Annotated in this window: 18 protein-coding genes; all 18 read left to right on the top strand. The window is 55.2% G+C overall.

The genetic code is table 11. The annotated features are described in order from the left end of the window. Positions 1-69 precede the first annotated feature (69 nt). Entirely contained in the window at positions 70-1,470 is a 1,401-nt protein-coding gene (locus ACR3ZL_RS17695) for a M48 family metalloprotease (RefSeq protein WP_486172832.1), read from the top strand. 124 nt (positions 1,471-1,594) lie between these two features. Next, positions 1,595-2,110, top strand: a complete 516-nt coding sequence (gene tpx, locus ACR3ZL_RS17690; RefSeq protein WP_473651790.1) for a thiol peroxidase — start codon at positions 1,595-1,597, stop codon at positions 2,108-2,110. A 75-nt stretch (positions 2,111-2,185) separates the two neighbouring features. Continuing rightward, complete coding sequence (locus tag ACR3ZL_RS17685; RefSeq protein ID WP_473651791.1) at positions 2,186-3,262, top strand: phosphatidate cytidylyltransferase; 1,077 nt, start codon at positions 2,186-2,188, stop codon at positions 3,260-3,262. Positions 3,263-3,393: 131 nt separating this feature from the next. After that, complete coding sequence (locus tag ACR3ZL_RS17680) at positions 3,394-4,389, top strand: PhoH family protein (RefSeq protein ID WP_473651792.1); 996 nt, start codon at positions 3,394-3,396, stop codon at positions 4,387-4,389. Between the two features lie 4 nt (positions 4,390-4,393). After that, positions 4,394-6,757: an HD family phosphohydrolase gene (locus ACR3ZL_RS17675; RefSeq protein WP_486172831.1), complete on the top strand. Its 2,364-nt coding sequence runs from the start codon at positions 4,394-4,396 to the stop codon at positions 6,755-6,757. Next, positions 6,757-7,239 (top strand): rRNA maturation RNase YbeY, encoded by a 483-nt coding sequence (ybeY, locus tag ACR3ZL_RS17670; RefSeq protein WP_473651796.1) that lies wholly within the window; start codon positions 6,757-6,759, stop codon positions 7,237-7,239. Before ACR3ZL_RS17675 ends, ybeY begins: the two co-directional genes overlap by 1 nt. Then, positions 7,232-8,560: a hemolysin family protein gene (locus ACR3ZL_RS17665; protein ID WP_473651797.1), complete on the top strand. Its 1,329-nt coding sequence runs from the start codon at positions 7,232-7,234 to the stop codon at positions 8,558-8,560. Before ybeY ends, ACR3ZL_RS17665 begins: the two co-directional genes overlap by 8 nt. 265 nt (positions 8,561-8,825) lie before the next feature. Further along, complete coding sequence (locus tag ACR3ZL_RS17660) at positions 8,826-9,287, top strand: hypothetical protein (RefSeq protein WP_473651798.1); 462 nt, start codon at positions 8,826-8,828, stop codon at positions 9,285-9,287. A 180-nt stretch (positions 9,288-9,467) separates the two neighbouring features. After that, a complete protein-coding gene (locus ACR3ZL_RS17655; RefSeq protein ID WP_473651799.1) occupies positions 9,468-9,977 on the top strand; it encodes a hypothetical protein in 510 nt (169 codons plus the stop codon). 136 nt (positions 9,978-10,113) lie between these two features. Further along, on the top strand, positions 10,114-11,529 hold the full coding sequence (locus ACR3ZL_RS17650) for an efflux RND transporter periplasmic adaptor subunit (RefSeq protein ID WP_473651800.1): 1,416 nt from the start codon (positions 10,114-10,116) through the stop codon (positions 11,527-11,529). Positions 11,530-11,533: 4 nt separating this feature from the next. Further along, positions 11,534-14,641, top strand: a complete 3,108-nt coding sequence (locus ACR3ZL_RS17645; RefSeq protein ID WP_486172830.1) for an efflux RND transporter permease subunit — start codon at positions 11,534-11,536, stop codon at positions 14,639-14,641. Between the two features lie 126 nt (positions 14,642-14,767). After that, entirely contained in the window at positions 14,768-15,802 is a 1,035-nt protein-coding gene (locus ACR3ZL_RS17640; protein WP_473651803.1) for a phosphatase PAP2 family protein, read from the top strand. A gap of 307 nt (positions 15,803-16,109) precedes the next feature. Continuing rightward, positions 16,110-16,865 (top strand): methyltransferase domain-containing protein, encoded by a 756-nt coding sequence (locus ACR3ZL_RS17635; protein ID WP_486172829.1) that lies wholly within the window; start codon positions 16,110-16,112, stop codon positions 16,863-16,865. Beyond that, complete coding sequence (locus ACR3ZL_RS17630) at positions 16,862-18,379, top strand: NAD(P)/FAD-dependent oxidoreductase (protein WP_486172828.1); 1,518 nt, start codon at positions 16,862-16,864, stop codon at positions 18,377-18,379. Before ACR3ZL_RS17635 ends, ACR3ZL_RS17630 begins: the two co-directional genes overlap by 4 nt. A gap of 48 nt (positions 18,380-18,427) precedes the next feature. Next, positions 18,428-19,558, top strand: coding sequence for a type III polyketide synthase (locus ACR3ZL_RS17625; RefSeq protein WP_473651806.1), 1,131 nt, complete (start codon positions 18,428-18,430; stop codon positions 19,556-19,558). Positions 19,559-19,799: 241 nt separating this feature from the next. Further along, positions 19,800-23,597: a DUF4347 domain-containing protein gene (locus ACR3ZL_RS17620; RefSeq protein WP_486172827.1), complete on the top strand. Its 3,798-nt coding sequence runs from the start codon at positions 19,800-19,802 to the stop codon at positions 23,595-23,597. A gap of 134 nt (positions 23,598-23,731) precedes the next feature. Next, on the top strand, positions 23,732-23,989 hold the full coding sequence (locus tag ACR3ZL_RS17615; protein ID WP_473651808.1) for a DUF4404 family protein: 258 nt from the start codon (positions 23,732-23,734) through the stop codon (positions 23,987-23,989). Positions 23,990-24,245: 256 nt separating this feature from the next. After that, positions 24,246-25,049: a 3-keto-disaccharide hydrolase gene (locus ACR3ZL_RS17610; RefSeq protein WP_473651809.1), complete on the top strand. Its 804-nt coding sequence runs from the start codon at positions 24,246-24,248 to the stop codon at positions 25,047-25,049. The last annotated feature ends 99 nt before the right edge of the window (positions 25,050-25,148 follow it).

Below are 25,148 nucleotides of genomic sequence, written 5' to 3'. Positions count from 1 at the left end.
TTGATGAGAGCTCAACCGCGTGCACCGGCTAAGCACTGCCACCGGCCCCCTTCGCAACCGAGAAATGTTTTGACGCTTTACTTCTTTTTGCTGGTCATCATTTCGTTGATGTGCGGATCCGCCCCGGCGGCGGGCGAAATTTCGCCGCGATCCGTGTTGGCGACGATCACGATGCTTAGCGGATGGGTGGTTTTGATTCACATCGCCGGTCGCTGGATGGCCCGTCAGGTCCTTCGTGGCGAGCTGCATTTCATGGACGCGGCTGACTATTTGCGAACCCAGATGGAAATTTTCCGCTGGTTCGCCTTGCCAATCACGATCATGTGCCACTACGGCTTCTCGTTGGCGGCGTACATCCGAGTTCAGCCGGTGCTGGAATCGAGCATGTTTCTGCAGGCCTGTGTTCTGCTTTGGCCCGGTTTAACGCTGCTGATTTCCACCTGGTCGGCTGAATATTACTTCGCTGCCGTCGTCGGGACTCAGCCGCGAACGTTTCGAAGTTATTTTGCCGCGTTAGCGCGGATGATGCGGTCGGGGCCAGCATGGCTAATTGTGCCCACGTTGCTGTTTATGGGCTTGGGGGATCTTTTGGAGGTCGTGCAGACGGATTGGTTAGGGACCGCTTCGATTTTCAGCAGCGAATCGTCTTGGATTGTGTGGTCGGTGATCGGATTCGGTGGATGTTTGGTGGCGTTGGCGTTGCCTTATCTGGTGCGTTTGATTGCCAAGACGGAGCCGCTGCAACCCGCCATTGAGTCTGAAATACAAACCTGGCTGCGACGCTGCGGGATGTCGACGCATCGTTTTTGGGGCATGCATGTGGCTCGCTGGGATACCGGCGGCCGAATGCTCAACGCGATGGTCGCAGGCTTGGTGCGTCCAGGCCGCTTGTTGTTGATTTCCGATCGATTGCTCGACGAATTGCCTCGCGGCCAGCGATTGATGGTGTTGATGCATGAACTCGCTCACGTCAAACGCTGGCACGTGCCACTTCGCATGGCGGCGATGATGCCGGCATGGTTCGTTTCTAGCGGAGCCAGCAAATGGCTGATTGAGTATGCCGCGATGGACGAATCCGTTGGCGGCGTGGTGGGTGGATTGCTTGGTTTGACCACCACAGTGATGGTGCTTGGCGGGATCAGCCATTTTTGTGAGCTGGACGCCGACGCAACCGCTTGTCGGCTAGCGGTTCGGGCGTGCTCGCGATCCGGTGACTCCGACGAAGCACCTGAGGTGGAAATGACTTTGGAAATGGCGGCTGATTTGATGGCCGATGCGTTGGTTCGCGTCACGGCGGACCACCCGGCGTCGCGGAAGATGAGCTGGTTGCATCCAAGTCTGGCGACCCGGGTGCGGCGATTGCACAAACTAGGGAATCGTCATCGGTCCAGTCATTCTGACTTGGTGCACGGCGACTTACCCCACCCGCTTCCCGATCCGGGTTCCGAAGGGCATACTTTGGCGATCTGAGACCGTTCTCGATTCGGATGCAGCCGTCCCTTGGGGCGTTTGCCCAATCGCTGCGGGCTTTCTGAAAGAAGGCCTGCCCACGTTCGGACTCGCAAACTTCCAATCCATGCACGGGAAAATCACGATGAGTCAAAGCGGCGTAATTACTTTCAAAGGCAACCCGATGACCCTCGCTGGCAGCGGACTGCAGGTCGGCCAAGCGGCTCCTGACTTTCAACTGCATTACGCTCACGAAGGTTTGAAGGCCCTCACACTTGCCGACCTGAAAGGCAAGCCTTCGATCATCAGCATTGTCCCTAGTTTGGACACGCCAACTTGTGCAGTTCAAACCAAGACGTTCAACCAAAAGTTGGGCGAAATGGGCGACAAGATCAATGCCGTCACCGTCAGCCGTGACCTGCCTTTCGCACAAGCTCGTTTTTGTGGTGCGGAAGACGTCAAGATGCGTACGGCCAGCGATTACCAAACTCACGAGTTCGGTGAAGATTACGGCGTTGAAATCGAAGAACTGAAGCTTCTCAGTCGCAGCGTCTTCGTGCTCGACGCTGAAGGCAAAGTGACTTACAAGGAAATCGTTCCGGAAGTCACTCAAGAGCCTAACTACGACGCTGCTCTGGAAGCGTTAAACGACTTGGCGTAAGGACTGTCGGTCTTAATTAGAACAACGTAGCTACCGTCTGAAATGGACGGTTCCACCAAAACGAGGCAGATTCCCTTGCTCGCAGATCGACTTCGAACCAGCTTCGTGATGATCTGCGTGGTGGCTGGATTGTTGTTCTTAGATGCGTGTTATTCGCCATCGCGTTTGGCGGGCCTGACATCGCATTCGCAAAGCACGGCAGGTTTGTATCTATTGCCGTTGCTGTTGTTCTTTGCCCTCGGGACCGCATGGGAATTGAGTGGCCTTTTACGAGGTGCTGGATTTCCGGTGCATCGAATGGTTGCTCTGCTGGGAGCCGGAGTCATCGCGACTTCGCCCGGTGTGGTTCCCATTTGGAACTCGATTGCATTGGCGTTGCCGAGCGTGCTGGACTTCTATCCCGCAACATGTCCGATCGGCCAGATGGGCTGGATTTCACTGGCCACCGTTGCCAGCGTGATTGGCGTGTTCTTGATTGAAATGAAGGACTATTCCCCTGATTCGAATGCTCGCGAAGTCCTGTCTCGGCTTTCGGCCAGTGTCATGATTTTCGCCTACGTCGGAATTCCCATGGCATTGTTGGTCGCGATGCGATCACTGGGGCACGGGAACTGGGGCCTGGCGGCGTTGTTGACGATGATTGCGACGACCAAGAGTACCGACGCGGGGGCTTATTTCTCAGGCAAGGCTTTCGGTAAGAGAAAATTGATCCCGCGGCTTAGTCCGGGAAAGACCTGGGAAGGAGCGATTGGCGGCGTGGTGGTGGCAACCGGTGTGGCAGCAATCTGTATCGCATTCTTGTTTCCGGCGATCGTCCAGTCCGCTGGCATTTCGGTTTCTGCCGAACCCGGTCGCAGCCCAACTGTCTTGAGTGCCAGTGTCACCGGCGAAAATGATTCGCTGGAAAATGATTCACTGGGGGTACGGTCGGATTTGACCGAATTGCCTCCGCTGACGCTCGCCTTGGTTCTCGGGCCGTCGCTGGCGATTTTGGGAATGCTAGGCGATTTAGGCCAATCATTAGTAAAGCGAGCTTGTCAGGCAAAAGATTCAGGAAATTTACTGCCTGGATTGGGGGGGGTGTGGGATGTATCGGATTCTCTGATCTTCGCATCTTTGCCAGCTTTTCTGTGTTTCGTGGCCGTGGCATGACCGCCAGACTGGTTCTGGGAAAATTCAACCATTCGCGTTCGCAGGATTGGCGTGCCTTGCCATCCAACGTATAGAATCAGCGATCGCACCTTTCTTAACAAATCGAATATTGAGGTTCCGTGAAGCCTGTCATGAATGAAGCCACGCTTTCAACAGCGGGCCCCGAGGAAGTTTTGGTTCTGTTTGGTCCCCGCGATCAGCATGTGCGAAAGCTACGACGGCACTTCAGTGTCGACATCACTCATCGTGACGGGCGAATTCGCGTTGCCGGTGAAGAAGTGAGCGTAGGATCGACGCTGCGTGCGCTCGAACGGTTGCGCGTGGTCGCACGTTCCAAGAGCGGCTTGGCGATGTCGGATGTGGAAAAAGCAATCGCTGAAGAAGCCGGTCCCGTCGACGCTGGGCAATCGCCTAGACCGAAGGCGGATTCGGTCAACATCCAAAACGCGGGTCGCAAAATCACGCCGCGGACACCCGGCCAGGCGAAATACGTCGACGCCATTCGCCAGTACGACCTGACGTTCGCGACGGGCCCCGCCGGTTGTGGGAAGACTTACCTTGCCGTCGCAACGGCGGTGGAAGCTTACAAAGCTGGCCAAGTCAAAAAGATCGTGCTCGTTCGTCCGGCCGTGGAAGCGGGGGAAAGTCTGGGCTTCTTGCCTGGTGACTTGCGTGCGAAGCTGAATCCGTATTTGCGTCCGTTAATGGATGCTCTTGGTGAAATGGTCGATTTCGACCAGGCTCGTGGATTGATGGAAGAGGATGTGATTGAGATCATCCCGCTTGCGTATATGCGAGGGCGAACGCTCAACGACGCGTTCATCATTTTGGACGAAGCCCAAAACACGACAGTCGCTCAGATGAAGATGTTCCTGACCCGGATGGGTGAACACAGCAAAATGGTCGTCAGTGGGGACGCAACCCAATTGGACTTGCCGCGAGGCGTGCGCAGTGGACTGCGTGACGCTTTGTATCGGCTTGGCCATATTGAAGGGATCGGCGTGATCCGCTTGTCGGCGCATGACATCGTTCGTCACCGATTGGTGCAAGCGATCGTTAATGCGTACGAAGCTTCGGAGAATCGAGACTCCGATGAATCGTCCCATGCCTCTTCGAAATCGGATTGATTTGATGAGTAATGCAAAGACGCAGCGGGCTGGTAAGGAACGCATCGAGTCGCTTGGTATTCCCAAACCGAAATGGGCGACTTGGTGGGACCGTAGCAACAAAGGGGATCTCGCGATCCGTTTTGGGCTGGCGATCTTTGCTGGCATCGCGCTGTTGGCACTTTGTAAAACGTGGCAGCCCGCATTTTCGTATCGGCACGGTGCGATCCCCGCACGTGACCTGATGACTCGCGTGACCTTTCAGGTTCCTGACAAGGTCGCAACGGACGATTTGCGTGAGCGGAAACGTCGCGAGGTTCTGACTCTCTATCGAAATACGCCCAAGCGGCTGGAGCAACTTCGCGCGGCGCTACGTAACCGATTGTTTTTAGTCTTGGGTGCGTCCTCGTTTGAGCAACTGGGAACCGAAGAACGCCTCGCCCTGACCGAGTTTGACGAAGGTAGCGAAACGGCTCCGGATCACGAGTCTCCTGCCGAACGATTCACGTTGCTCAAACGGGTCTTTAACGAAGACAAAGAGCTGACCGAACTGGAAGAGGTCGTCGAGCTGGCGATGGTTCCGCTCTATAAAAACGGACTCTTGCAGGCCCCGCAACACTCCGCTGAACAGGGGTCGCAGCGGATGATCCGCGTTTTTCAGGCGGATCAAGCTGATGAAGCGGTGCCGGTTGAGTTATCCAAAGTACGGATTGCCGAAGCCGGTGGCGTGCTGGAAAAACTGCTGAAAGATCAATTTCGAACGCGCTTCGAAGGTGAAGAAGGCCAAGTTGCCGCTCGGATGATCTCGAAGTGGTTGCGGGATCGATTGCCTGAATATGAAACTCTGAAGTACGACGATGAACTCTCGCAAGTCGCTCGCGAGCAAGCGGCTGATGCGGTCGAGACCGTGATGATGACCTTCTATTCTGGCCAATCCAAACTGGCGGATTCAGGAAAGGCGCTTAGCGGTCGCGAGCTTTCGTTGCTGCGAAGTGAATGGGAAGTGTTGGTCGCCAACATGGAGTTGTCGGACCGGTTGGCTCGCGTCGCCGCGTTTGCCGGAATGATCGTCGCACTGTATTTGTTGTGCGGATCCTATATCTGGTTTGTCGACGACCGATCATTGTTGTTGGATGTATATAAGTTGGCCCGCTTGCTTGGGTTGGCGGTCGTCACCGTCACGCTTAGCTATTACGCGTCACGCGATGATTGGCGAGCGGAATTAGTGCCGATTGTTTTAGCGTCGATTACGGCGGCCGTTGTCTATGGCCGTGAATTGGCGTTGTTGCTGATGGCGGCAGTCAGCCTTTCGGTCACGCTGTTACTAGGCATGGATTTGGCCAACTTGGTTGTGATGGCGGCCGCGTGTACCTCATGTACTTTGTTGCCAGGACGAATCCGCAGCCGCACGCACTTGATTACCGTGGGTGCGACCAGTGCGGTGATCACGATGCTAACTGTGGTGGGTGTCGGAATTGTCACCGGTCAAACGTTGTCATCCGGCGCACCAGGGTCTGGACTCGAGCCGATGGTGTTGGAATTGCCCATGCACCGTGTGTTGATGGGACTGTTGACGGAAGCCGGATGGGCTGGGTTGTGCATCTGGGTTTCTTCTCTGGCCCTGACCGGCTTGTTGCCTTGGATTGAAAAAGGCTTCGGTGTGCAAACCGACTTGTCGCTACTGGAGCTTGGCGATGCGAGCCATCCGCTGTTGCGTCGATTGGCTCAACGTGCACCGGGGACTTACAACCACTCAATCAACGTCGCTTCGATCGCCGAGGCTGCTGCGGACTCGATTGGTGCGAACGGCTTGTTGGTTCGTGTGGGCGCTTACTTCCATGACATCGGCAAGATGTTCAAGCCGGAGTATTTTATCGAGAACCAATCCGCTGGCATTAACCAGCACGATTCGCTGCAGCCGGCGATGAGCACGCTGGTGATCATTGCACACGTGAAAGACGGTGCGGATTTGGCTCGCAATCACCATTTGCCTCGCCCGATCATCGACTTTATCTTGCAGCACCACGGAACGACGTTGGTGGAGTACTTCTATCGCGAAGCGGCCAAACGCAGCGAGGAAGACCCCAACCGTGAAGCGGTTAGTGACAAGGACTTCCGGTACCCTGGCCCGAAACCGCAAACGTTGGAAGCCGCGGTGTTGATGTTGGCTGATACCGTCGAGAGTGCTTCGCGAACTTTGGTGGATCCGACTCCCGCACGTATTTCCAACCTTGTCGACGCGATTGCTCAAAAGAAAGTTGGCGATGGTCAATTTGATGAGTGTGGTCTGACGTTCTCGCAATTGCATCGCGTGCGCCAGAGTTTGGTTAAGTCATTGACGGCGATTTACCACGCCCGAGTCAAATATCCGGGGCAACAATCCGCGTGATGTTGCCAAGTTTGCCAGACCATGCCCACGTCGAAGTGTTGATCGACGAAGACCAGGAGACATCGCTGCAGAAAGCGGGGGTGTCCGTTTTGGCGATCCAACAAGCTGTGGTCGCAGCAGCTTCGATCGGCGATTGTTCCGAATGCCAAATCGGTGTCCGGGTGGCTGGCGATGAGTCGATCCACCAAGTTAACCGTCAATTCTTGCAACACGATTATCCTACCGACGTGATCAGCTTTCCCTATCAGTTGTCGCCGCCGCAAGTCGAAGGGGAACTGATCGTGAGTTTGGATACGGCGTTCGAGCAGGCAACGTCAGTGGATGCACCAAATTGGTCTGTTGCCAATGAATTGCTTTTGTATGTCGTGCACGGGACTTTGCATTTAGTTGGATTTGACGACACGGCGGCCGATGTTCGTGCGGCGATGCGAGCGGCGGAACGAGCGGCAATGCAGTTGATCGGGGTCGAAGTCGATGGGTAGTGTTCCGGTTTGGCTAGGCGAATTTTCGCTGGGCACGAATTTGGCCTGGGCGATCGTTGGATTCATATTAGGCAGCATCGGTGGTCTCGGTGTGGAGTTGCTCGACGGTTTCGCAGGCCGGTCGCTGGAAATCTATTGCCGCGTTCGTAAGAATCGTGAACGTTTTGGCGCGGTGCTGGATCACCAGGACGATGCAATCCGCGGAAGCGAATACTTGCGGATGATCGGAACGGTCATGTTCTTAATCTTCGGCACGCTTGTCGTTGCGGCGCGGCTGGGGTCGAGCGCAGAAACGCTTGTGGTTTGGGCGGTGATTGCGTGTGTGCTGATGATGTTGACGCACTTGTGGGTGCCAACGGCAGTGACCCGGTTTACCTCGTCGCCGTTGCTTTACCGCACGTGGCCGTTTTGGTTCTTGCTGTCCGTCGCGATGCGTCCTTTGCAGGCACCTGGAGCGCTGCTTGAAGTGATGACGCGTCGTTTAGCTGGGAAGGTTGAACACGAAGACGAGGACGAAGAACAGCTCGAAGACGAAATTCGCACAATCGTGACAGCAGGGACGCGCGAAGGCTACTTTGGGCCGGGCGTGCGGGAAATGATCCAGGGCGTGATGGAACTGCACGAAGACACCGTCGGGCATATCATGACCCCTCGCGGTGATGTGGAGGCGATCGACGCGACGACGCAGTGGATCGATGTGATCAACAGGATCATTGCGAGCGGGCGAACGCGTTATCCGGTCTATGAAACGAGCCTCGATAACGTCGTTGGGATTTTGTTCGTGAAGGATCTTTTGCCGTTCCTGGTTTCTCAACAGTTGCCGGACCAACCGATTGTGGAGCTTTGCCGGCGGCCCTGGTCGGTGCCAAAAGACCGCAGTGTCGAATCGTTGTTGCGGGAGTTCCTACACAACCGATCGCATATGGCAATTGTTGTGGACGAGTTTCAGCAAACCGCCGGTGTCGTGACCATCGAAGACGCTCTCGAGGAAATCGTGGGCGAGATCGTTGATGAGTCTGACGAAGAAGAGGAGTACGAGATCCGAGTCATCGACGATGACACGATCGAGGTCGACGGCCGCGTCATGATCGATGACTTGAACGAGCTGATCCACTGGGATCTGCCCGAGAGTGAAGATTACGAGACGGTGGCAGGTTGGGTGCTTTACCACACCGGTGCCATTCCGGATGCGGGCCAGCAGTTGTCGTTGCATGACTTCGAGATTGAAGTTCTGCGGGCGACCAATCGAAAGATTGAGTCGATGCAGTTACGGCGTGGTTTAGCAATGAATCAAATTGGCAGTGCAAACGGCGACGTGTAGCCATCGGTTGGCACTTTGCGGGTAACGCGTCTACCCAGACGCGATTCATCTCTGCTCTTCTGCTCTGCTTGGGGGCAGCCGTGTTTGCGATCTAAATCCCAACCGTTGTGTTCTTTTGAGACGAGATTGTCGTCGTTTTGGTTGCGCAGGATGACTAGGGAATCGCGTTTTTACGTGGTTTTTGCATTGGTACGGGGTATGCGATTAGTGGTGATCGTCAGCAGTTCTTTCTGCTGAAGCCTCCCCTAAAAAAATGGAACGAATTATGAAACGGATTCTCACCTGTGCAGTAGTGGCAGTAGCGATTGGTGTCTTCGGCTTTACCACCGATGCGTCGGCAGCCAACCACCACTACGACATCCATCACAACAACCAACGTGGGCAGGGTCAGTTCAGCCATCGCTATCCAGTGGTTGCTCACTCGCCGTACGTGCAAAACAATTACGCATCGTCCTACCGTGGTCATGGACGGGCACCCGTTCAGGCCTACAAGCCGAACTACGGGTATGGTGCAGGAGTCCATTCGGTTTCGCCTGGCTATTCCAGCAGTCTGAATCACTCCAATGACTATCGCTACTACTCTGGTTCGGCTTATTCGGCAGGTCCGGCTTATCCCGCTGGCTCGGCCTATTCAAGCGGTTACGCCCGCAATCCAGTGACCACGCGTGGTGGGATTCATTTGGACATTGGTCGTTTTCATGTTTTCGGTGTCGGCGGCCATCATTAGGTTTTCCTGACTGAAGCGGGCTTTTTCAGCGCCGGTGACAACCGGATGAAAGAGCCCAACTGATCCCCGAAAGCGTAGCGACCAGGCTCCCTGGTCGGTCGGGGGTGCCAGAGGGCAGCTAAGCGATTCTTCACACTAACATCTGGTTGTTGGAACCAGAGTTAGTTACCATCGAACGCCATGCACCCGAAGAACCTACTAAGATCGTCGACTCGAAGCCGCGGATTTTCTCGCCGCTGGAGTTCGCGTGTTCATGTTTTGTTCGCTTGGGTCGCTTGCATTTTGTTGCTTCCGTTGCCTGTGCCCATGACGCACCGGCACGATTCGATTGAAGCTCAACAGTCGTTGGCGAATCACATCGCCATTCGGCATCCGGAGTGTCAGCAGACTTGCTTAGACCTCGACGAGCCGCATTGGCACTTCGTCTTGCCATCACATTGCAGCGACAAGGGACCTTGCGAAGACGGCTTGCCGGATCCACCGACAAGCTTTGTCAGTTCCAGTGTCGTAGCGGCACCGATCGCGGGCACTGGCCAAGTTTGTCTGATCGACTATCCAAGCCTTGATTGTTTCGACTGGTCGGGCCGGCCGTTTGAGTTTGGTTTGACTCAGATCGATCCACGCCAACGTTTAGCTGCGGATGCATTGTTGCAGCACCGATGCATGCTTTCTTGCGTGATGCGCTGTTGAAATAGGTTCTCTATCGATTGTTGGCTCGTGAGCGTTTTGTTCATCGAGCAAACCTGAGAATCTCTTTTTCTTTAACAGTAGCATGAATTCAAAACAATTGTTTAGCGCAATCGTTGCGCTCGTGGTAGCGAGCGCGATGAGCTGGTTCGCTTGGGGATTTTTTCGCGGCGACGATAGTAAGCCGCTTACCGACGATGGAGTTGGCGATCATGTCGTGTCCTCGGTTAGCAGCGGAGGCGATCGGATCACGCTTAGCAAAGGGAAACTGCAAACGGCTGAGATTCGCACCGAACCGGTACGTCGCGGCGAGTTGCAACTGACCCGCGTTTTGCCCGCAAGGTTTCTTTACGACGACACGCGGCACGTCTCTTTAAGAACGCCGACCGATGGCATTCTTGAATCGGTCTTGGTCAAGGTTGGGGACCAAGTCGATCGGGATCAACCGGTTGCTGTGCTTCGCAGTCCGGCGATTGGGACCGCTCGTAATCAAATCTTGGCTGCGGAAACAGATCTGGAAATTGCTCGGAAGGCGTATCGCTGGGAGGCTGATATCCATGAAGGTGTCGTCCGTTTGGCGAAACTGATTCGAGCGGGTGAACCCGTTGAGGTGATCCAAGGCGAGCTTAGCGAAGAAACGCTTGGAGACTATGGCGGTCAACTACTAACTGCTTACAGCAAGTCAAAACTTGCGTCGAACCTGGCTCGGTCCCTAGGTGACGCGGGGCAGCGAGGCGCGATCAGCGGTCGACTGGTTCAGCAGCGGCAGAGTGAACAGCAGCAAACCGAATCGGAACTTGCCGCCGCGATCGAGCAGTCATTGTTTCAAACCCAACAGGCATTGGCCAAAGCGGATGCGAAGGTTCGAGAGTCGGAGCGTGCTCTGATGATCTTTCGACAGACACTTGGAACATTGCTGGGAGCAACCGCCGGTGAAACCAGCGGGATCGATGTGTCACCCAACGACCCCGATGTGTCGCGGTTGATCATCAAGTCACCGCTAGCCGGAACGATCGAACGAAAAACGTTTTCCGTAACCGAGCGTGTGACGGCGCAAGACGAGTTATTTGTCATTGCCGACACGACGGTGTTGTGGGTTGAAGCCGACATCCGAGGTCGAGACTGGAGTTCGATCAACGTGAATCAAGGTGACACCGTTCGGGTCCTGACTCCGTCCGTCGACGCGTTACCGCAAGTTGCCAAGGTGTATTTCGTGGGGCGGCAAGTTGATCCAAAGTCGGGAGCGATCCCACTGGTTGCTCAAATCGATAACTCCGCCGGTCAATTCCGGCCAGGGTTGTTCGCACGGATGGAAGTGCCAACGCAGACCATTGCAGATGCCATGATCGTCTCCGAGTCGGCGATCGTTGATCTGGATGGCCAGGCGAGCGTTTTTGTCACGGACGGCGATGGCTTTGTGCCCGTAGCGGTGGAAGTTGGATCGCGTAATGGAGATCAGGTTGAAATCCGCGCCGGAGTTACGGTGGAACAAGCGGTTGTGGTGTCGGGGGCGTTCACGCTCAAGAGTGAACTGCTACTGGAAGGGGAGGAGTGATTCGATGTTAGAACGATTAATCGAATTCTCGCTGAAGAACCGCTTCCTAATCATCATCGCAACCCTTTTGATGGCAGGGCTGGGCGTTCGCAGTGCACTGCTGTTGCCGATCGATGCGGTTCCTGACTTGACCAACACCCAAGTGACCGTGATCACGTCGGCGGGCTCGCTGCCTCCGGTGGAAGTCGAGCGGCAGGTCACCTATCCGATCGAATGGACGATGGGTGGACTACCGAACGTCGATGAGGTTCGCAGTATATCCAAGTTTGGCCTTTCGGTGATCACCATCGTGTTCAACGAAGGCACGGATGTTTACTTCGCTAATCAGCAGGTTAACCAGCGTCTTTCCGCCGCGTCGGCAAGTCTTCCGGCGGGATACGGTCCTCCAGAATTAGGGCCGATGACGACCGCACTTGGCGAGATTTTGCAGTTCGAGGTTCGTGGCGAATCCAAGTCACCGATGGAACTTCGAACCTTGTTGGAGTGGGATATCTCGCCGAAGCTTCGTCAGGTGGACGGAGTCACGGAGATTAACGTGATGGGTGGGTTTTACAAAACGTTCGAAGTCCGGCCCGATCCCGACGAATTGATTGCACAGGGTTTGACGCTCGAAACACTTTTTCAAAGAATCGAAGCGGCCAACGCGAATGCGGGTGGCGGATACGTCATTCATCACGAAGAACAACGTTTCATTCGGGGCCAAGCCTTGTTGAGTGGCGTGGATGATTTGCGAAACATTGTGATCCGTCGGAGTAGTAACGGTTCACCACTTTTGTTGTCCGATGTGGCGGACGTTTCGATTGCCCCCATGCCTCGTCAGGGGGCGGTCAGTCGTGACGGTCGCGGCGAGGCGGTGACTGGCATGGTCATGATGCGAATCGGCGAAAATTCTCGCGATGTCGTTAGCCGCGTGAAGGCTCGTATCGAAGAGGTCCAAAAGACGTTGCCCGATGATGTTTGGTTAGACGTCATCTACGATCGCGAAGAACTCATTGACCGAACCTTGCACACGGTGATCAAAAATCTGCTGGAAGGCGGCGTTCTGGTTGCGATCGTTTTGTTGATCACATTGGGCAGCTTACGCGCGGGAATCATCGTCGCCTTGGCAATCCCGTTGTCGATGCTGTTTGCATCCAACGTGATGCTGGCAACAGGGATCTCCGCCAGTTTGATGAGTTTGGGGGCAATCGACTTTGGGTTGATTGTCGACTCGTCGGTCATCATGGTCGAAAACTGTGTGCGCCGGCTATCGCATAACCAGGACGGCAAAAGTCGCCTCACGATCATTCGCGATGCCTGCATGGAAGTTCGTGGGCCAACGATGTTTGGCGAGCTCATTATCGCGGTTGTTTATGTGCCGGTGCTGTTGTTGCAAGGTACGGAGGGGAAGATGTTCCGGCCGATGGCGTTGACGGTGCTCTTTGCCTTGTTTGGATCCTTCATTTTGTCGATGACGTTGATGCCTGCATTGGCGTCGTTGTCGCTACCCAAACAAACTCATGACCACGATTTGTGGCTCATTCGAATGTTGAAGAAGTTGTATTTGCCACTGGTAAAAACCGCGGTTGGTGCACCTCAGGTCACGGCGCTGATCGCAGCACTTGTTTTTGCAATCAGCGTTCCAGCTGCGATGAATTTGGGAGCTGAATTCATGCCTCGTCTGAACGAAGGGGATTTGCTGGTGGAAGCGGTCAGGTTGCCTAGTGCTTCGCTAGAAGGTGCGGAAGCCATGGCGAAACAGGTGGAAACCCAGTTGCTTCAGCTTCCTGAAATTAAGACCGTGTTTACCAAAACAGGGCGACCCGAAATTGCCAACGACGTGATGGGCGTCCATCAAAGCGATGTGTGGGTGATGCTCAATCCGCCTGAAACTTGGCCCCAGGAGAAGTCGCGGGAAGAGCTGATTGCGGACATGGAAGCGGTGCTGAGCCAGAGCGTACCCGGTGTCGCGTTTGGTTTCACACAACCGATCGAGATGCGCGTCGATGAGTTGGTGGCGGGCGTCAAGGCGGATGTGGCCGTGTTGTTGTATGGCGACGACCTTGAGATGCTCGCCAGTAAAGCGAAGAAGATCGAACGCGTCTTACGAAGCGTGCCTGGTTCAGCGGATGTGAAAGCTGACATTCAGTCGACGTTGGCTGCGTTGACCATCGAACCGGATCGAGATGCGCTGGCCAGGTATGGCATTGACGCACAACAGGTGATGAACGTCGTCGATGTGCTGGGCGGTCGTCGTGTAGGTGAAGTTTTGGATGGCCGAGCGAGGTTCCCTATTCGAGTGCGTTTTGCAGAGAGTTGGCGTGCCCAGGTCGATCAACTGAAACACTTACCAGTCGCAACAGCCGGTGGTAAATCGGTTCCACTTTATGAGCTTGCCACAATCCGGCTCGAGCAAACACCACCAACGGTTGAACATGAAGATGGGCGGCGGCGGACGTTTGTCTCAGCGAACGTTCGTGGTCGTGACGTGGCATCGTTCGTTGCCGATGCGCAAGCCGCCGTTGCCGAGGAAGTCAAGCTACCGCCCGGGTATGAACTCCGTTGGGGCGGCGACTTTGAGAATTTGCAATCAGCGAGCCGCAGGTTAGCGATCATCACACCGATCGTGCTGGTGGTGATCTTCCTGCTGTTGTTCACTTCGTTCAACTCGGCTCGATTGGCGTTGTTAATCTTTCTCTGCGTGCCAATTGCGGCTAGTGGTGGTGTTTTTGCGCTGATGGTGCGCGACATGCCGTTCAGCATTGCGGCCGGGATTGGGTTTATCGCTCTGTTTGGCGTCGCGGTTCTAAACGGACTGGTCTGGGTAAGCGATGCCGAGCATCATCGCAAGGACGGAAAGCCGTTGCTTGACGCTGCCTACCAGGCTGCCGACGACCGACTGCGTCCGGTGTTAATGACAGCGATGGTGGCGAGCCTGGGGTTCCTGCCGATGGCGTTGTCGACTAGTGACGGAGCGGAGCTTCAGCGTCCGTTGGCGACCGTTGTCATTGGCGGTCTGGTCACCAGCACGCTGCTGACTTGCGTTGTGATTCCGGCGATCTATCCCTGGTTTGCTGCAAAGGGCAGCGACGAACGGACCGCCAAAAGATCTGAACAACTTGCCAAGGGGTAGGCCGCGTCTGCAAATGCGAACCAATTGTTCCCAGGTCATTTAGGCCTGTTTTCGCTAAACAGGCTTGCACTGAAAACTAAAAGGTTCGTAGTTAGGGGTGGTCATCTTTTTGTAAATGGACTGATCATGCACAATTGTCCGGCGGCTGGTTTGTCGCTTCGCCGATTCCTGGTCATACGACAAGTCGCTGACGCAGCACTTCGTGTAGGTGTGTTTGCATTTGTCCTGGCTTGGCCTTTGCTGGCGTGGTCGCAAGACGAACTTACATCGAGTGATGCGCCGCCAATGCGATTGATTTCGTCTTCGGGGCATTGGGGTCCAACGGCGATCGGCGACGAATTGGCAGAAGCAATTTGGTATCGTGGTGACCAAGTTGTTAGCGATTCGATTTCGTTAGAATGGGAAAGCGATTTGGCTGCATGGCGGCCGTCTGGGAAGGGTCGCGAATCGCTGTGGCAACGCATCGGATCAGACCACAAGAATTTTTATGACCTGCAATCATTTCGGTTGTTGGCTGGCGGATTTCTGGTTGGGGCTGCGGTCGCGAACACGCAGTTAGATCAAGGAATTCACGATCACTTTCAAGCAAGCGTTCGCGGTGCGACCAGCGACGATTGGTTCGAATCGCTCCATTCAAGCAAAGAACTTGGTAACGGCAGGTACAGGTTGCCGGTGTTTGCGGTCGCATGGGCTGCTGGAACGGTATTTGATGATTTGCAGGTGTTGGCCACGACGGGGCGTTGGGGCGAACGATCGCTACGAACGTTTCTGATCGGTGCTCCGCCATTGATGGTCGCCCAGCGGTTGACCGGAGGTTCGCGTCCAGGTGAAAAAGATCGGGATTCGAGGTGGTTGCCGTTTCAAGATAACAACGGTGTGAGTGGCCATGCTTTCATGTCCGCGTTTCCGTTTCTTAACGCAGCGAAGATGACGGACCGGCCAATCTTGAAAACAGCTTTTTATGCGGGTTCGCTTCTAGGACCACTGTCTCGCGTTAATGACGATGATCACTATCCGTCACAGGTCGCTTTGGGGTGGTGGTTAGCCTATGTCGCGACGACGGCGATCGACCGGACTGAAGCGAGAGGCGGGAACATGGCGTTCTATCCTTACATGGCTGACAGCGGTGCTGCTGGTGGAATGTTTGAGTGGCGATTTTAGATGGATTGGATGCGAATATTGCTAGCACGTGAGTTTTAATTTAGCAGCTTGGTTGGTTGGACACTTGGACGTAAAATGGGAGCCAGTTCGCTGATTCACGCGATGGCTTAACGGTTCGCCGTTTTGACCTGAAATTAATCGTTTGGACCAGCGTTTTTCTTTTAATCTCGTTAAGAAGCGTGATAACTGGCGATGTCATTGTCGGATACGAAGCTGACAAGGCATGAAGTGATGTTGTCCAGCTAGACGTGATGGCCAGAAACGAGTCCACTGGCAAAGAGTTTTCAACCTTATCAAACAATTGCATATGCCTTTTCCCCGCCAACGTGTCGACGAATGGATGGACGACCCGGCTTTGTCGCCTGACAGGCATCGTGATGCACTGGCGGGACTGCGACGGCTGAATTGGATCAGCGGAGTTGCGGCGGCAATGATGCGACCGTTGATTCGCTATGCTGCCGCCAACCCACGTCGGCCGTTGAGGGTGTTGGATGTCGCATCAGGAAGTGGCGATTTGCCGATCGCGTGGTTGTCTTATGCTCGCCGCCGAGGTATTCCGTTGGCCGTCACGGCGCTCGATGTTAGTGAGGTGGCTTTGCAAACGGCTAGCCAATCGGCTCAAGCGGCGGGTGTCGAATTGGGAACGATTCGTCGTGATTGCTTGCGTGAGGGGTTGCCTGGCGGTTTCGACATCGTGACTTGTTCGTTGTTCATGCATCATCTTGATCCACCCCAGGTCACTCGATTAATCCAAGACATGTGGCGTGCCAGCGAACGAGCTGTCGTGGTTTGCGACTTGGAACGTTCCCGCATTAACTTGGCATTAGTGGCGGCGTCGGCGAGGTTGGTTACTCGCAGTGATGTCGTGCACTTTGATGCGTCCGCGAGCGTTCGAGGCGCCTACACCCGCGCCGAATTCACAGACTTGATCCGCCAATCGTTGGGAATGGAAATCAAGATTCGGCGCTCATTGCCCTGTCGTTGGATGGCCATTATCGACCAACAATGCCAAGCCGAAATGGTTCCCGACATGAAGTCAGTCTTGGCCGGGGCCACGCCTTGAATCACGCCCCCAAAACGATTGGGCAGGTTCAAGGCGGGGAACGTTTGCAAGGCAGGCGTGTGTTGGTACAAGGCAAGCGTGTGTTGGTAGTGGGAGGCGGCGTGTCAGGCTGTGCCGCAGCGATCCGTTTGCGACATCTCGGTTGGGATGTGACGTTGATGGAACGGGCAAGCTTCCCACGCGAAAAGATTTGCGGTTGTTGTTTGGGAGCGGCAGGACTTGCAGCTTTGGACGCGATCGGACTGGGGGACGGTGTTCGACAATTAGGGGCGGCCACTGAATCGTTCGTTGGTTACCTGCAAACCGCTCCTTCGCCAAACCGATCAAAATCGGATTCCCTGCACTTCTGTCGTCCACCGGTTCACTTCCCCGTCGTGCCGGGGGTTGCGATCGCACGCAGCGTTTTGGATTCGTACTTGATTGCGGAAGCAAAGCGAACCGGTGTGGAAGTGCGACAACCGCACGAGGCCCAGGTCGTTAGTAGTGATTCGCGTTCCGTGGTGATTCGTCATCGACCAATCGACGATTCATGGAAAGCTGTCGGTTCCGTTTCGGCAATCGGCGATAGCTCGGTGCAAGATCGCCATCAAGTTCGAGTTGGCAGTGCGGCTTGGGTTACCACCGACGAGTACGCTGCGGTGATTTTGGCGACCGGGTTGACGGGCGTGTTCCAGGGCAAGCCGACCGGTGGCCAACCCGGTAAGGTGAAGACTCCGGAAGAGGATGACGCCGCGGTCGATTCCGCGTTGCCCCGATGGGATTTGCCTTGGGTCGAGCAACCGCATGGGCCGCTTGGAATTTCGGCTCATGTGCCAGCGATTCATCAGCTTGCCAAAGACTGGCCGATCCGAAGCGGCGAGATCCAGATGGTTTGTGGTAATGATGGCTATGTCGGTTTAGTGCGATTACCGGACGGAGCGATCGATATCGCGGCGGCATTGCGATCACGCGGGAAGACCCAACGTTCGGGTGTCACGAAGCAATCGCCATCGCAGCGTGTCGGGTTGCTGTTGAAAAGCCACCCAGAATTGGCGGCGAGCTTGGGTTCCGCGTTGCAAGCTTGGCTTGAGCACGATGCGAATTGGATGACGGCCCCGCCGCTGCGACGTCAACGTCACGTCGGTCACGGACGAGTCGTCGCGATTGGTGATTGCGTTCGCTATGTCGAGCCCTTAACGGGGGAAGGAATGACGTGGGGAATCGAAAGCGGCATTGCGGTTGCCGATTTGTGGAGTCAGTTGGCTACCAGCCCGGCGTCGAGTCAAAACGCAGCGGGGCTGCATAGTGATTCTGGTAACATTGACTACGCCGCGGCTTGGAAACAACGCTTATCGAAGATTCAGACTAAACGGCGCGTCATTTGCGGTCTCGTTACCGCCGGACTGCGATATCGTGCTGTCCGCCGGATCACTCAAATTGGATTGTCGCATGCTCAATGGCTTGCCAAACCTTTCACCCGCGGAGTGGCTAGCGGACCCTCGTTCAAAGCAACCCGACCCTCCGGTCTGCAATGACCGCTCGTCCCCGGTTCCTCCTATTCATTCGCAACCCGAAAGTCCTTCATGACCACACCGAACATTTCAACGGCAACCATCTTAGCCGTGACTTCGGTGGTCCCCGAACTGTCCGCCGATTTGGGGTTTTCAACTGCGGCGGCGCAGGCGATGTCGAGCGACAACGACGGGCAAGCCAATAAAATTGCAAAGCTGTATCGTCGCACGGGGGTGGAAACCCGCGGCAGCGTTTTGTTGGAGCGAACCGAGTTGGATGATGAAATCTCTCAATCGTTTTACCCCGCGCTCTCGGATAACCATTTCGGTCCGACAACTCGAGAGCGGAATGAACGCTACGCTACCGATGCGCCTCGATTGGCAATTCAAGCGGGATCCGAGGCGATCGACTCCAGCGGATGTCGGGCGAGCAATGTCACGCATCTGATTACCGTGACCTGTACCGGATTCAGTGCTCCGGGAATCGATGTGGATCTAATCGAAGCGTTGGACTTACCCGCAACAACCCAGCGCATCCAGATTGGATTCATGGGGTGCCACGCGATGATCAACGCCATGCGTGCAGCTCGCGGATTAGTCGCGGCAGAACCTCAGTCGGTGGTTTTGATCGTTTGTATCGAGCTATGCAGTCTGCACTACCAGTACGGCTACGAAGCACAACGCATCGTTTCAGGATCGTTGTTCGCCGATGGGGCCGCCGGAGTAATTGTCGTCGGGAGTGAATGTCCTGATCGAACCGCCGAGGAAGCGTCCACCGGTATGGCGACGATTAACGCCACCGGTTCATGTCTTATTCCGCAAAGTCGAGATGAGATGACCTGGAAGATTGGCGATCACGGCTTTGAGATGACACTCAGCGCCGCAGTGCCGCGATTGATTGAAGACAACCTGCTCGCGTATATGACGGAGTGGTTGGCCCAACAGGGTCAAACGATTGAATCAGTCGGCGGGTGGGCAGTTCATCCGGGCGGCGTCCGGATTTTGCAGGCTGTCCAAACGTCTCTGGGGCTTGAGGAAAGTCAATTGGCGATCTCGCGAGACGTTTTGCGAGAGCACGGTAACATGTCGTCGGCGACCTTGGGTGCCGTGTTGAAACGATTCCGAGCGACCGAGGTTCCGCGACCCTGGGTGATGTTGGGCTTCGGTCCAGGCTTGGAGGTCGAAGTTGCATTATTGACCTAGCACTCGAGGACTCTGCACCGGTCGTCTGAATCGGGGCGCTATATCCGGCAACCGCATTTCTGCACCGATATTTGTTGTCCCCATGGCGATGGGATCTTAGGTGTGGGTGGTGTGGAGGCATACGAAGCGAAAGATCACGTGTGGTCAAATGTTAAGCTAGGTAGGTTGCGGCGGCGTTTCTGGTGTTTAGGATGGCAGCGATTGTTCCGGTTTTATCGCTCCTTCCGCCAGGATTTTCGGTATGAAACGCTCGCTCCTACGTCGTCTGATCTCGGTTTCTACCTCCGAGAAAACGTCGAAAACGGCTTGTTCAGCGCGCCAGCGAACCGATTGGACCATCTCGCCTCTGGAGCCTCGGTTGATGTTGGCGGGTGACGCGGGTGCGGAAGTGGGCGCAGCTGCGGAGTCGTTTTCGGAAACTCAGACCGTGGACGCGGAAGCGGATGCGGCGGCTGGAGTCGCGACCGAAGTGCAGACAACCGAGCTCGCATTTGTGGATGCCGAAGTTGAAAGTGAGGCACAGATCTCTGGCTTAATGAGACGGGGTGTCGAAATTGTTTTGATTGATTCGTCGACATCACCGCTTCAACAAATCGATGCCGCAGTCCGGGCTCGATCGAACGTGTCGGCGATTCATTTATTCTCCCACGGTCAGGCCGGGAAGATCCAAATGGCGGATCAGATCATCGACCAAGTTTCGCTGGAATCCTATGCGGGTGCGATTCAAGACTGGGCGAACCATTTGACGGAGGGAGCGGACATTCTCGTCTACGGATGTGAAGTCGCTGCCGGAACCGAGGGAGCCAAATTCATAAGCACGCTTTCCAATCTAAGTGGCGCCGATGTGGCTGGATCAACCGATGTGACGGGCGCAGATCGATTAGGCGGTGATTGGGACTTGGAGTTGGCGACCGGCTCAATCGAAGCTGAGTTGCTGGCTCGCGTTCAGGACCTGCAACACGTGCAGATGGTGTTGCCGATCTCCATCCGAGCGGCAGGCACGACGGGCGAGGAACAGATGCAGTTGGAAATCAACGGCAGCATCGTCCAGACCTGGAACAACATTGGTGGCGATGCACAGGAACGTGAGTTCGTGACATACACCTACGACGGCGGTGCGGATGCGAGTCCCGGTGACGTTCGAGTCTTGTTCACCAACGACTTATACAACCCCAGCCAGGGCATCGATCGCAATCTGCGGATCGATTCGGTAACGGTCAACTTCACAACCATCGAAGCCGAGGACCCGACGACTTTTGGGACTGGGACCTGGTTGGATGCAGACGGCACGACGCCGGGCTATCGCCAGAGCGAGTGGATCCACAGCAATGGCTATTTCCAGTTTGCTGATCCGCCGAGTGAGGGCAGCACTTTGTCCATATATGCTGCTGGAAGCGAGAACAGCGAACAAATGGAATTGTGGATCGACGGTGAGCTCGCCAACACTTGGAACAACATCGGCGGCAACGCAAGCAACAATGAATTTGTGCGGTACGACTTCAGTTCGTCACAACAAGTCGACATCAGCGACGTTCGTGTTCGTTTTTCGAATGACCTTTATCTCAACGATGGCGAGGTTGATCGCAATTTGCGTGTCGACCACATCGTTCTGGATGGCACGACGTTCGAAACCGAATCCGCGGATGTTTACTCGACGGGGACTTGGAAGGACGGCGGGATCACACCAGGGTTCAAGCAAGAGGAGTGGTTGCACGCGAATGGTTATTTCCAGTTTGGCGCCAGCAGCGTTAGTCCGGGAACGATTGCGTTGCAAACGAGTAACGTGTCTGTTGATGAAGACGCTGGTACCGCCACGATTAACGTGATTCGTTCCGGCGGCAGCGATGGCATCGTGACCGTTGACTATGACACGTTTGCGGGGACCGCTACCGAAGGCAGTGACTACGTGCGTCAGACCGGGACGCTGACCTTTGCGGATGGCGAGACCAGCAAGGCGATCGTGGTGCCGATCATCAATGACAATCAAAGCGAGGGCAACGAATCCTTCAATATCACCATCGACAACGTCGGCGGAGGTGCCAATCTGCTGGTCCCGCGAACAGCGACCGTTTCAATCATTGACGATGAAGGCGATCTGCCTAGCTATACCAACTTCAATAGTGTGGCTGGCTTGGATTTGAACGGCGACGCTCGGCAAACCGGTAGTGTTTTGGAATTGACAACCACGGGGTCCAACCGAGCGGGCAGTGCGTTTTATACGACTCCGATTGATTTGACCGGCGACGGATCGTTTCGATCCGGCTTCAGCTTCCAAGCGACTGGCGGTAATGGAACCAGCGGCGCCGATGGTTTGACGTTCACCATTCAAAACGATCCGCGTGGAACCGCTGCTCTGGGCGGGACAGGCAGTCTGTTGGGTTACGAAGGCATCACTCAATCCGTGGCGGTTGAATTTGATACCTACAAAGGTGGGGCCGACATTAACAACAATCACGTATCGATTTTGACCGGTTTGGTTGACTTCAACTTGCGGACTGCCGTTCCCGATTTCGATCTGAATAGTGGTTCCCGAATCTACGCGTGGGTTGATTACAACGGCACTAGCAACGTATTGGCGGTGTACGTTTCCCAAACGAATTCACGTCCTGCTGAAGCACTCTTAAAGGCGACCGTTGATCTGCAAAGCCAGGTTGGAGACACAGCTTACGTTGGTTTCACCGCTGCAACGGGCGGTTCGCAAAATTCTCATCGGATTCGAAACTGGGATTTGGATCTTACAACTCCGCCATCCGATCCGCCTGTCGTTGGCGGCGATGAAGTAATTGGTGTGACGGTCGCTTCCGGGCTGAATAATCCAATAGCGATCGAATGGCTTCCCGACGGCACGATGCTGATCGCCGAACAGGGCGGCGTGGTCAAAACAGCCGCGAACGGCAGTGTTGCGGGGACACCGTTTATCGATATCTCGAGCATCGTCAATGGTGTTCGCGATCGCGGTTTGATGGACATCGCCGTGCACCCGGATTTCGAGAACAACCCGTACGTCTATCTGTTGTTCACCTATGATCCACCGGAAGTCTACAACCAAGCCAGCGGAACGTTGGCCGGGCCCGATGGAAGGGGCAACCGTGCCGGCCGATTGATTCGTGTCACCGCGGATTCCAGCAAGGGATATCTCGAAGCGGTAGCGGGAAGTGAAGTCGTTTTGCTTGGTTCGAACAGCACCTGGGACAACTTCAACGGCTTCGCCAATAGCACTACCGATTTCAACGAGGCTCCCGCTGGTGAGCGATCCGACGGAACGTTCATCAACGACTTCATCAATAGCGACAGTGAATCACATACGGTGGGCGCCCTCGCGTTTGGAATCGATGGCAACCTATTCGTTTCGATCGGCGATGGAGCCAGTTACAACCGCGTCGATCCCCGAGCGGACCGAGTGCAGGATATCGATAGCTTGAGTGGCAAGGTGCTGCGAATCGATCCGCTGACCGGCGAAGGTTTGAATGACAACCCGTTCTTCAATGGCAACGCGAACGACAATCGATCGAAGGTTTACCAACTAGGGTTGCGAAATCCTTTCCGGATGTCGGTTGACCCGGTGACGGGACGCTTGTTTATCGGTGACGTCGGTTGGACTCGTTGGGAAGAAGTGAATTCAGCCGGTGCGGGTGCTAACTTTGGATGGCCGTTTTATGAAGGCGGAAGTGGTACCAGCGTGGTCAACCAAGGTTACGCGAACACTCCTGAAGGGCAGGCCTTTTTCGCCCAGAGCATCGCCGTCACGGCTTCGCAGTATGCACTAAATCACCAGGCCGATGGAATCAATGCGATTGTGATGGGCGACGTCTATCGCGGCACACTTTACGGCAGCGAATATGAAGGGGACGTTTTCTTCAACGACTTAGGTCAAGGTATCGTTCGGCATGCTGACGTGGGGCCCAACGGCGAGTTGACTAACGTGCAAACGTTCACGACGGGTTCCAGTGTTGTGGTCGCGATCAGCCAGGGGCCTGACGGTGCCTTGTACTACGTGGACCTGAACGACAGTACGGTCGCAAGATGGGAGATCGTGTAGTCGCTTCAACCCATCGGAGGGACTAACGATCGCAGTTTGGATCCCGGGGTGACCCGTTATCTGATTGCATATCGGACCGAGATCGCAGACAATTCAGGGATAAGAAACAGGAATTGTCATAAGGATCAACCACGATGCGAACACAACTCGACGAGACCCTCGAACAACTTCAAGAGCAACTCGCGTCAATCGAGGAACTTGCACCCGAAGAACGGGTGAAATTGAAGGCTGCGGTCGATGAGATCCAGGAAAGCCTGGATCGGTCGGAGGTGGATTCAAAGTCGCTCGCCGATCGGCTTGCCGACGCGACCTCTCAATTCAGCGAAGCTCACCCATCACTGGCAAACAGTGTGGGAAGGGTTGCCGACATGCTGGCTCAAATGGGAATTTAGTTCGATCTCGTTCTATCTGAATCGCATGGGTAGAATACGGACTATCCATCCGACTAGAATTAGCAGCATCTTATCAACGGTAATGCGTCGACTATTCGGCGTGGCTTGCGGCTGAACGGTCGGTTACACGATACGGTCAAACGCGAAACCATCAAACTTGCCACCGATCAATGCGAATATCGGTTGCCCGTTTACGAAAGAGTACGCCTGCCGATTGATGACCCTTGCTCCAGACTGCCTCTGGCAGTTTCTCACCTTGCCTACCCACCTAAAGCACACCTACACCATGCCAAACAAGCATCTTCTGTGTCCCGTTTTGCTCGCTGTCTTTGCCCTGACTTCCGTCTCGGTTGTGAACGCGAAAGAGTACAAGTCCGGCATCAAATGGAAAGAGCCTGAGGTGGTCACGCCCGGCGCAACTTCAAGCGATCCACCATCCGACGCAGTGGTTCTGTTTCGAGAAGCCGATGATCTTAAAAACTGGCGTAACGGCGAGAGATGGACTGTTGAAGATGGAGTTATGGTCGTTGGCAAAGGTACCGTCACAAGCAAAGAAAGCTTCGGCGATTGCCAGCTACACATCGAGTGGTCCTGTCCAGATGGTGGCAACCGAACCAGCCAACAGCGAAGCAACAGCGGAATCTTCTTGATGGGCATCTATGAGATCCAGGTGCTCGACTCGTACAAAAGCAAAACCTATTTCGACGGTCAGGCGGGAGCGATCTACAAGCAAACTCCTCCGGCCGTCAACGCGATGCGTCCGCCAGGGGAATGGAATACCTACGACATCTTCTGGACCGCACCTCGTTTTGATGAGGAAGGCGAGTTGCTGTCACCGGCTTACATCACGGCGATGCATAACGGAGTCTTGATCCTGAATCACTTCGAGCTGAAAGGTGATACGCCATACGATCGTCCGCCAGCGTACAAGGCTCACGCATCGACCGGTCCCATCAAACTTCAAGACCACGGCAACCCAGTGCGTTTCCGAAACATTTGGGTGCGGAACTACCAACCGGCTCAGGCCGAGGCTGAAACCGAAGCTGAAACTGAAGAGTAGTTGTACTGGCGGTGCTGATCGCTTTCAGTGCTGGCCGCTTTTGAGTCTCGTCCTGCATCGAAACGGATTGGTCATGCGAGTTAATCTCGGGTCAACGAA

This window comes from Rhodopirellula sp. J20-39 (assembly GCF_057365095.1).
The sequence above is the reverse complement of the archived record's forward strand: the minus strand, read 5'-3'. Positions and strand labels throughout refer to the sequence as shown.

Coding starts and splice junctions, on each gene's coding strand:
- ACR3ZL_RS17660 (WP_473651798.1), top strand. CDS start 8,826: ATGAAACGGATTCTCACCTGTGCAGTAGTGGCAGTAGCGATTGGTGTC.
- ACR3ZL_RS17650 (WP_473651800.1), top strand. CDS start 10,114: ATGAGCTGGTTCGCTTGGGGATTTTTTCGCGGCGACGATAGTAAGCCG.
- ACR3ZL_RS17615 (WP_473651808.1), top strand. CDS start 23,732: ATGCGAACACAACTCGACGAGACCCTCGAACAACTTCAAGAGCAACTC.
- ACR3ZL_RS17625 (WP_473651806.1), top strand. CDS start 18,428: ATGACCACACCGAACATTTCAACGGCAACCATCTTAGCCGTGACTTCG.
- ACR3ZL_RS17655 (WP_473651799.1), top strand. CDS start 9,468: ATGCACCCGAAGAACCTACTAAGATCGTCGACTCGAAGCCGCGGATTT.
- tpx (WP_473651790.1), top strand. CDS start 1,595: ATGAGTCAAAGCGGCGTAATTACTTTCAAAGGCAACCCGATGACCCTC.
- ACR3ZL_RS17675 (WP_486172831.1), top strand. CDS start 4,394: ATGAGTAATGCAAAGACGCAGCGGGCTGGTAAGGAACGCATCGAGTCG.
- ybeY (WP_473651796.1), top strand. CDS start 6,757: ATGTTGCCAAGTTTGCCAGACCATGCCCACGTCGAAGTGTTGATCGAC.
- ACR3ZL_RS17645 (WP_486172830.1), top strand. CDS start 11,534: ATGTTAGAACGATTAATCGAATTCTCGCTGAAGAACCGCTTCCTAATC.
- ACR3ZL_RS17665 (WP_473651797.1), top strand. CDS start 7,232: ATGGGTAGTGTTCCGGTTTGGCTAGGCGAATTTTCGCTGGGCACGAAT.
- ACR3ZL_RS17680 (WP_473651792.1), top strand. CDS start 3,394: ATGAATGAAGCCACGCTTTCAACAGCGGGCCCCGAGGAAGTTTTGGTT.
- ACR3ZL_RS17620 (WP_486172827.1), top strand. CDS start 19,800: ATGAAACGCTCGCTCCTACGTCGTCTGATCTCGGTTTCTACCTCCGAG.
- ACR3ZL_RS17640 (WP_473651803.1), top strand. CDS start 14,768: ATGCACAATTGTCCGGCGGCTGGTTTGTCGCTTCGCCGATTCCTGGTC.
- ACR3ZL_RS17635 (WP_486172829.1), top strand. CDS start 16,110: ATGCCTTTTCCCCGCCAACGTGTCGACGAATGGATGGACGACCCGGCT.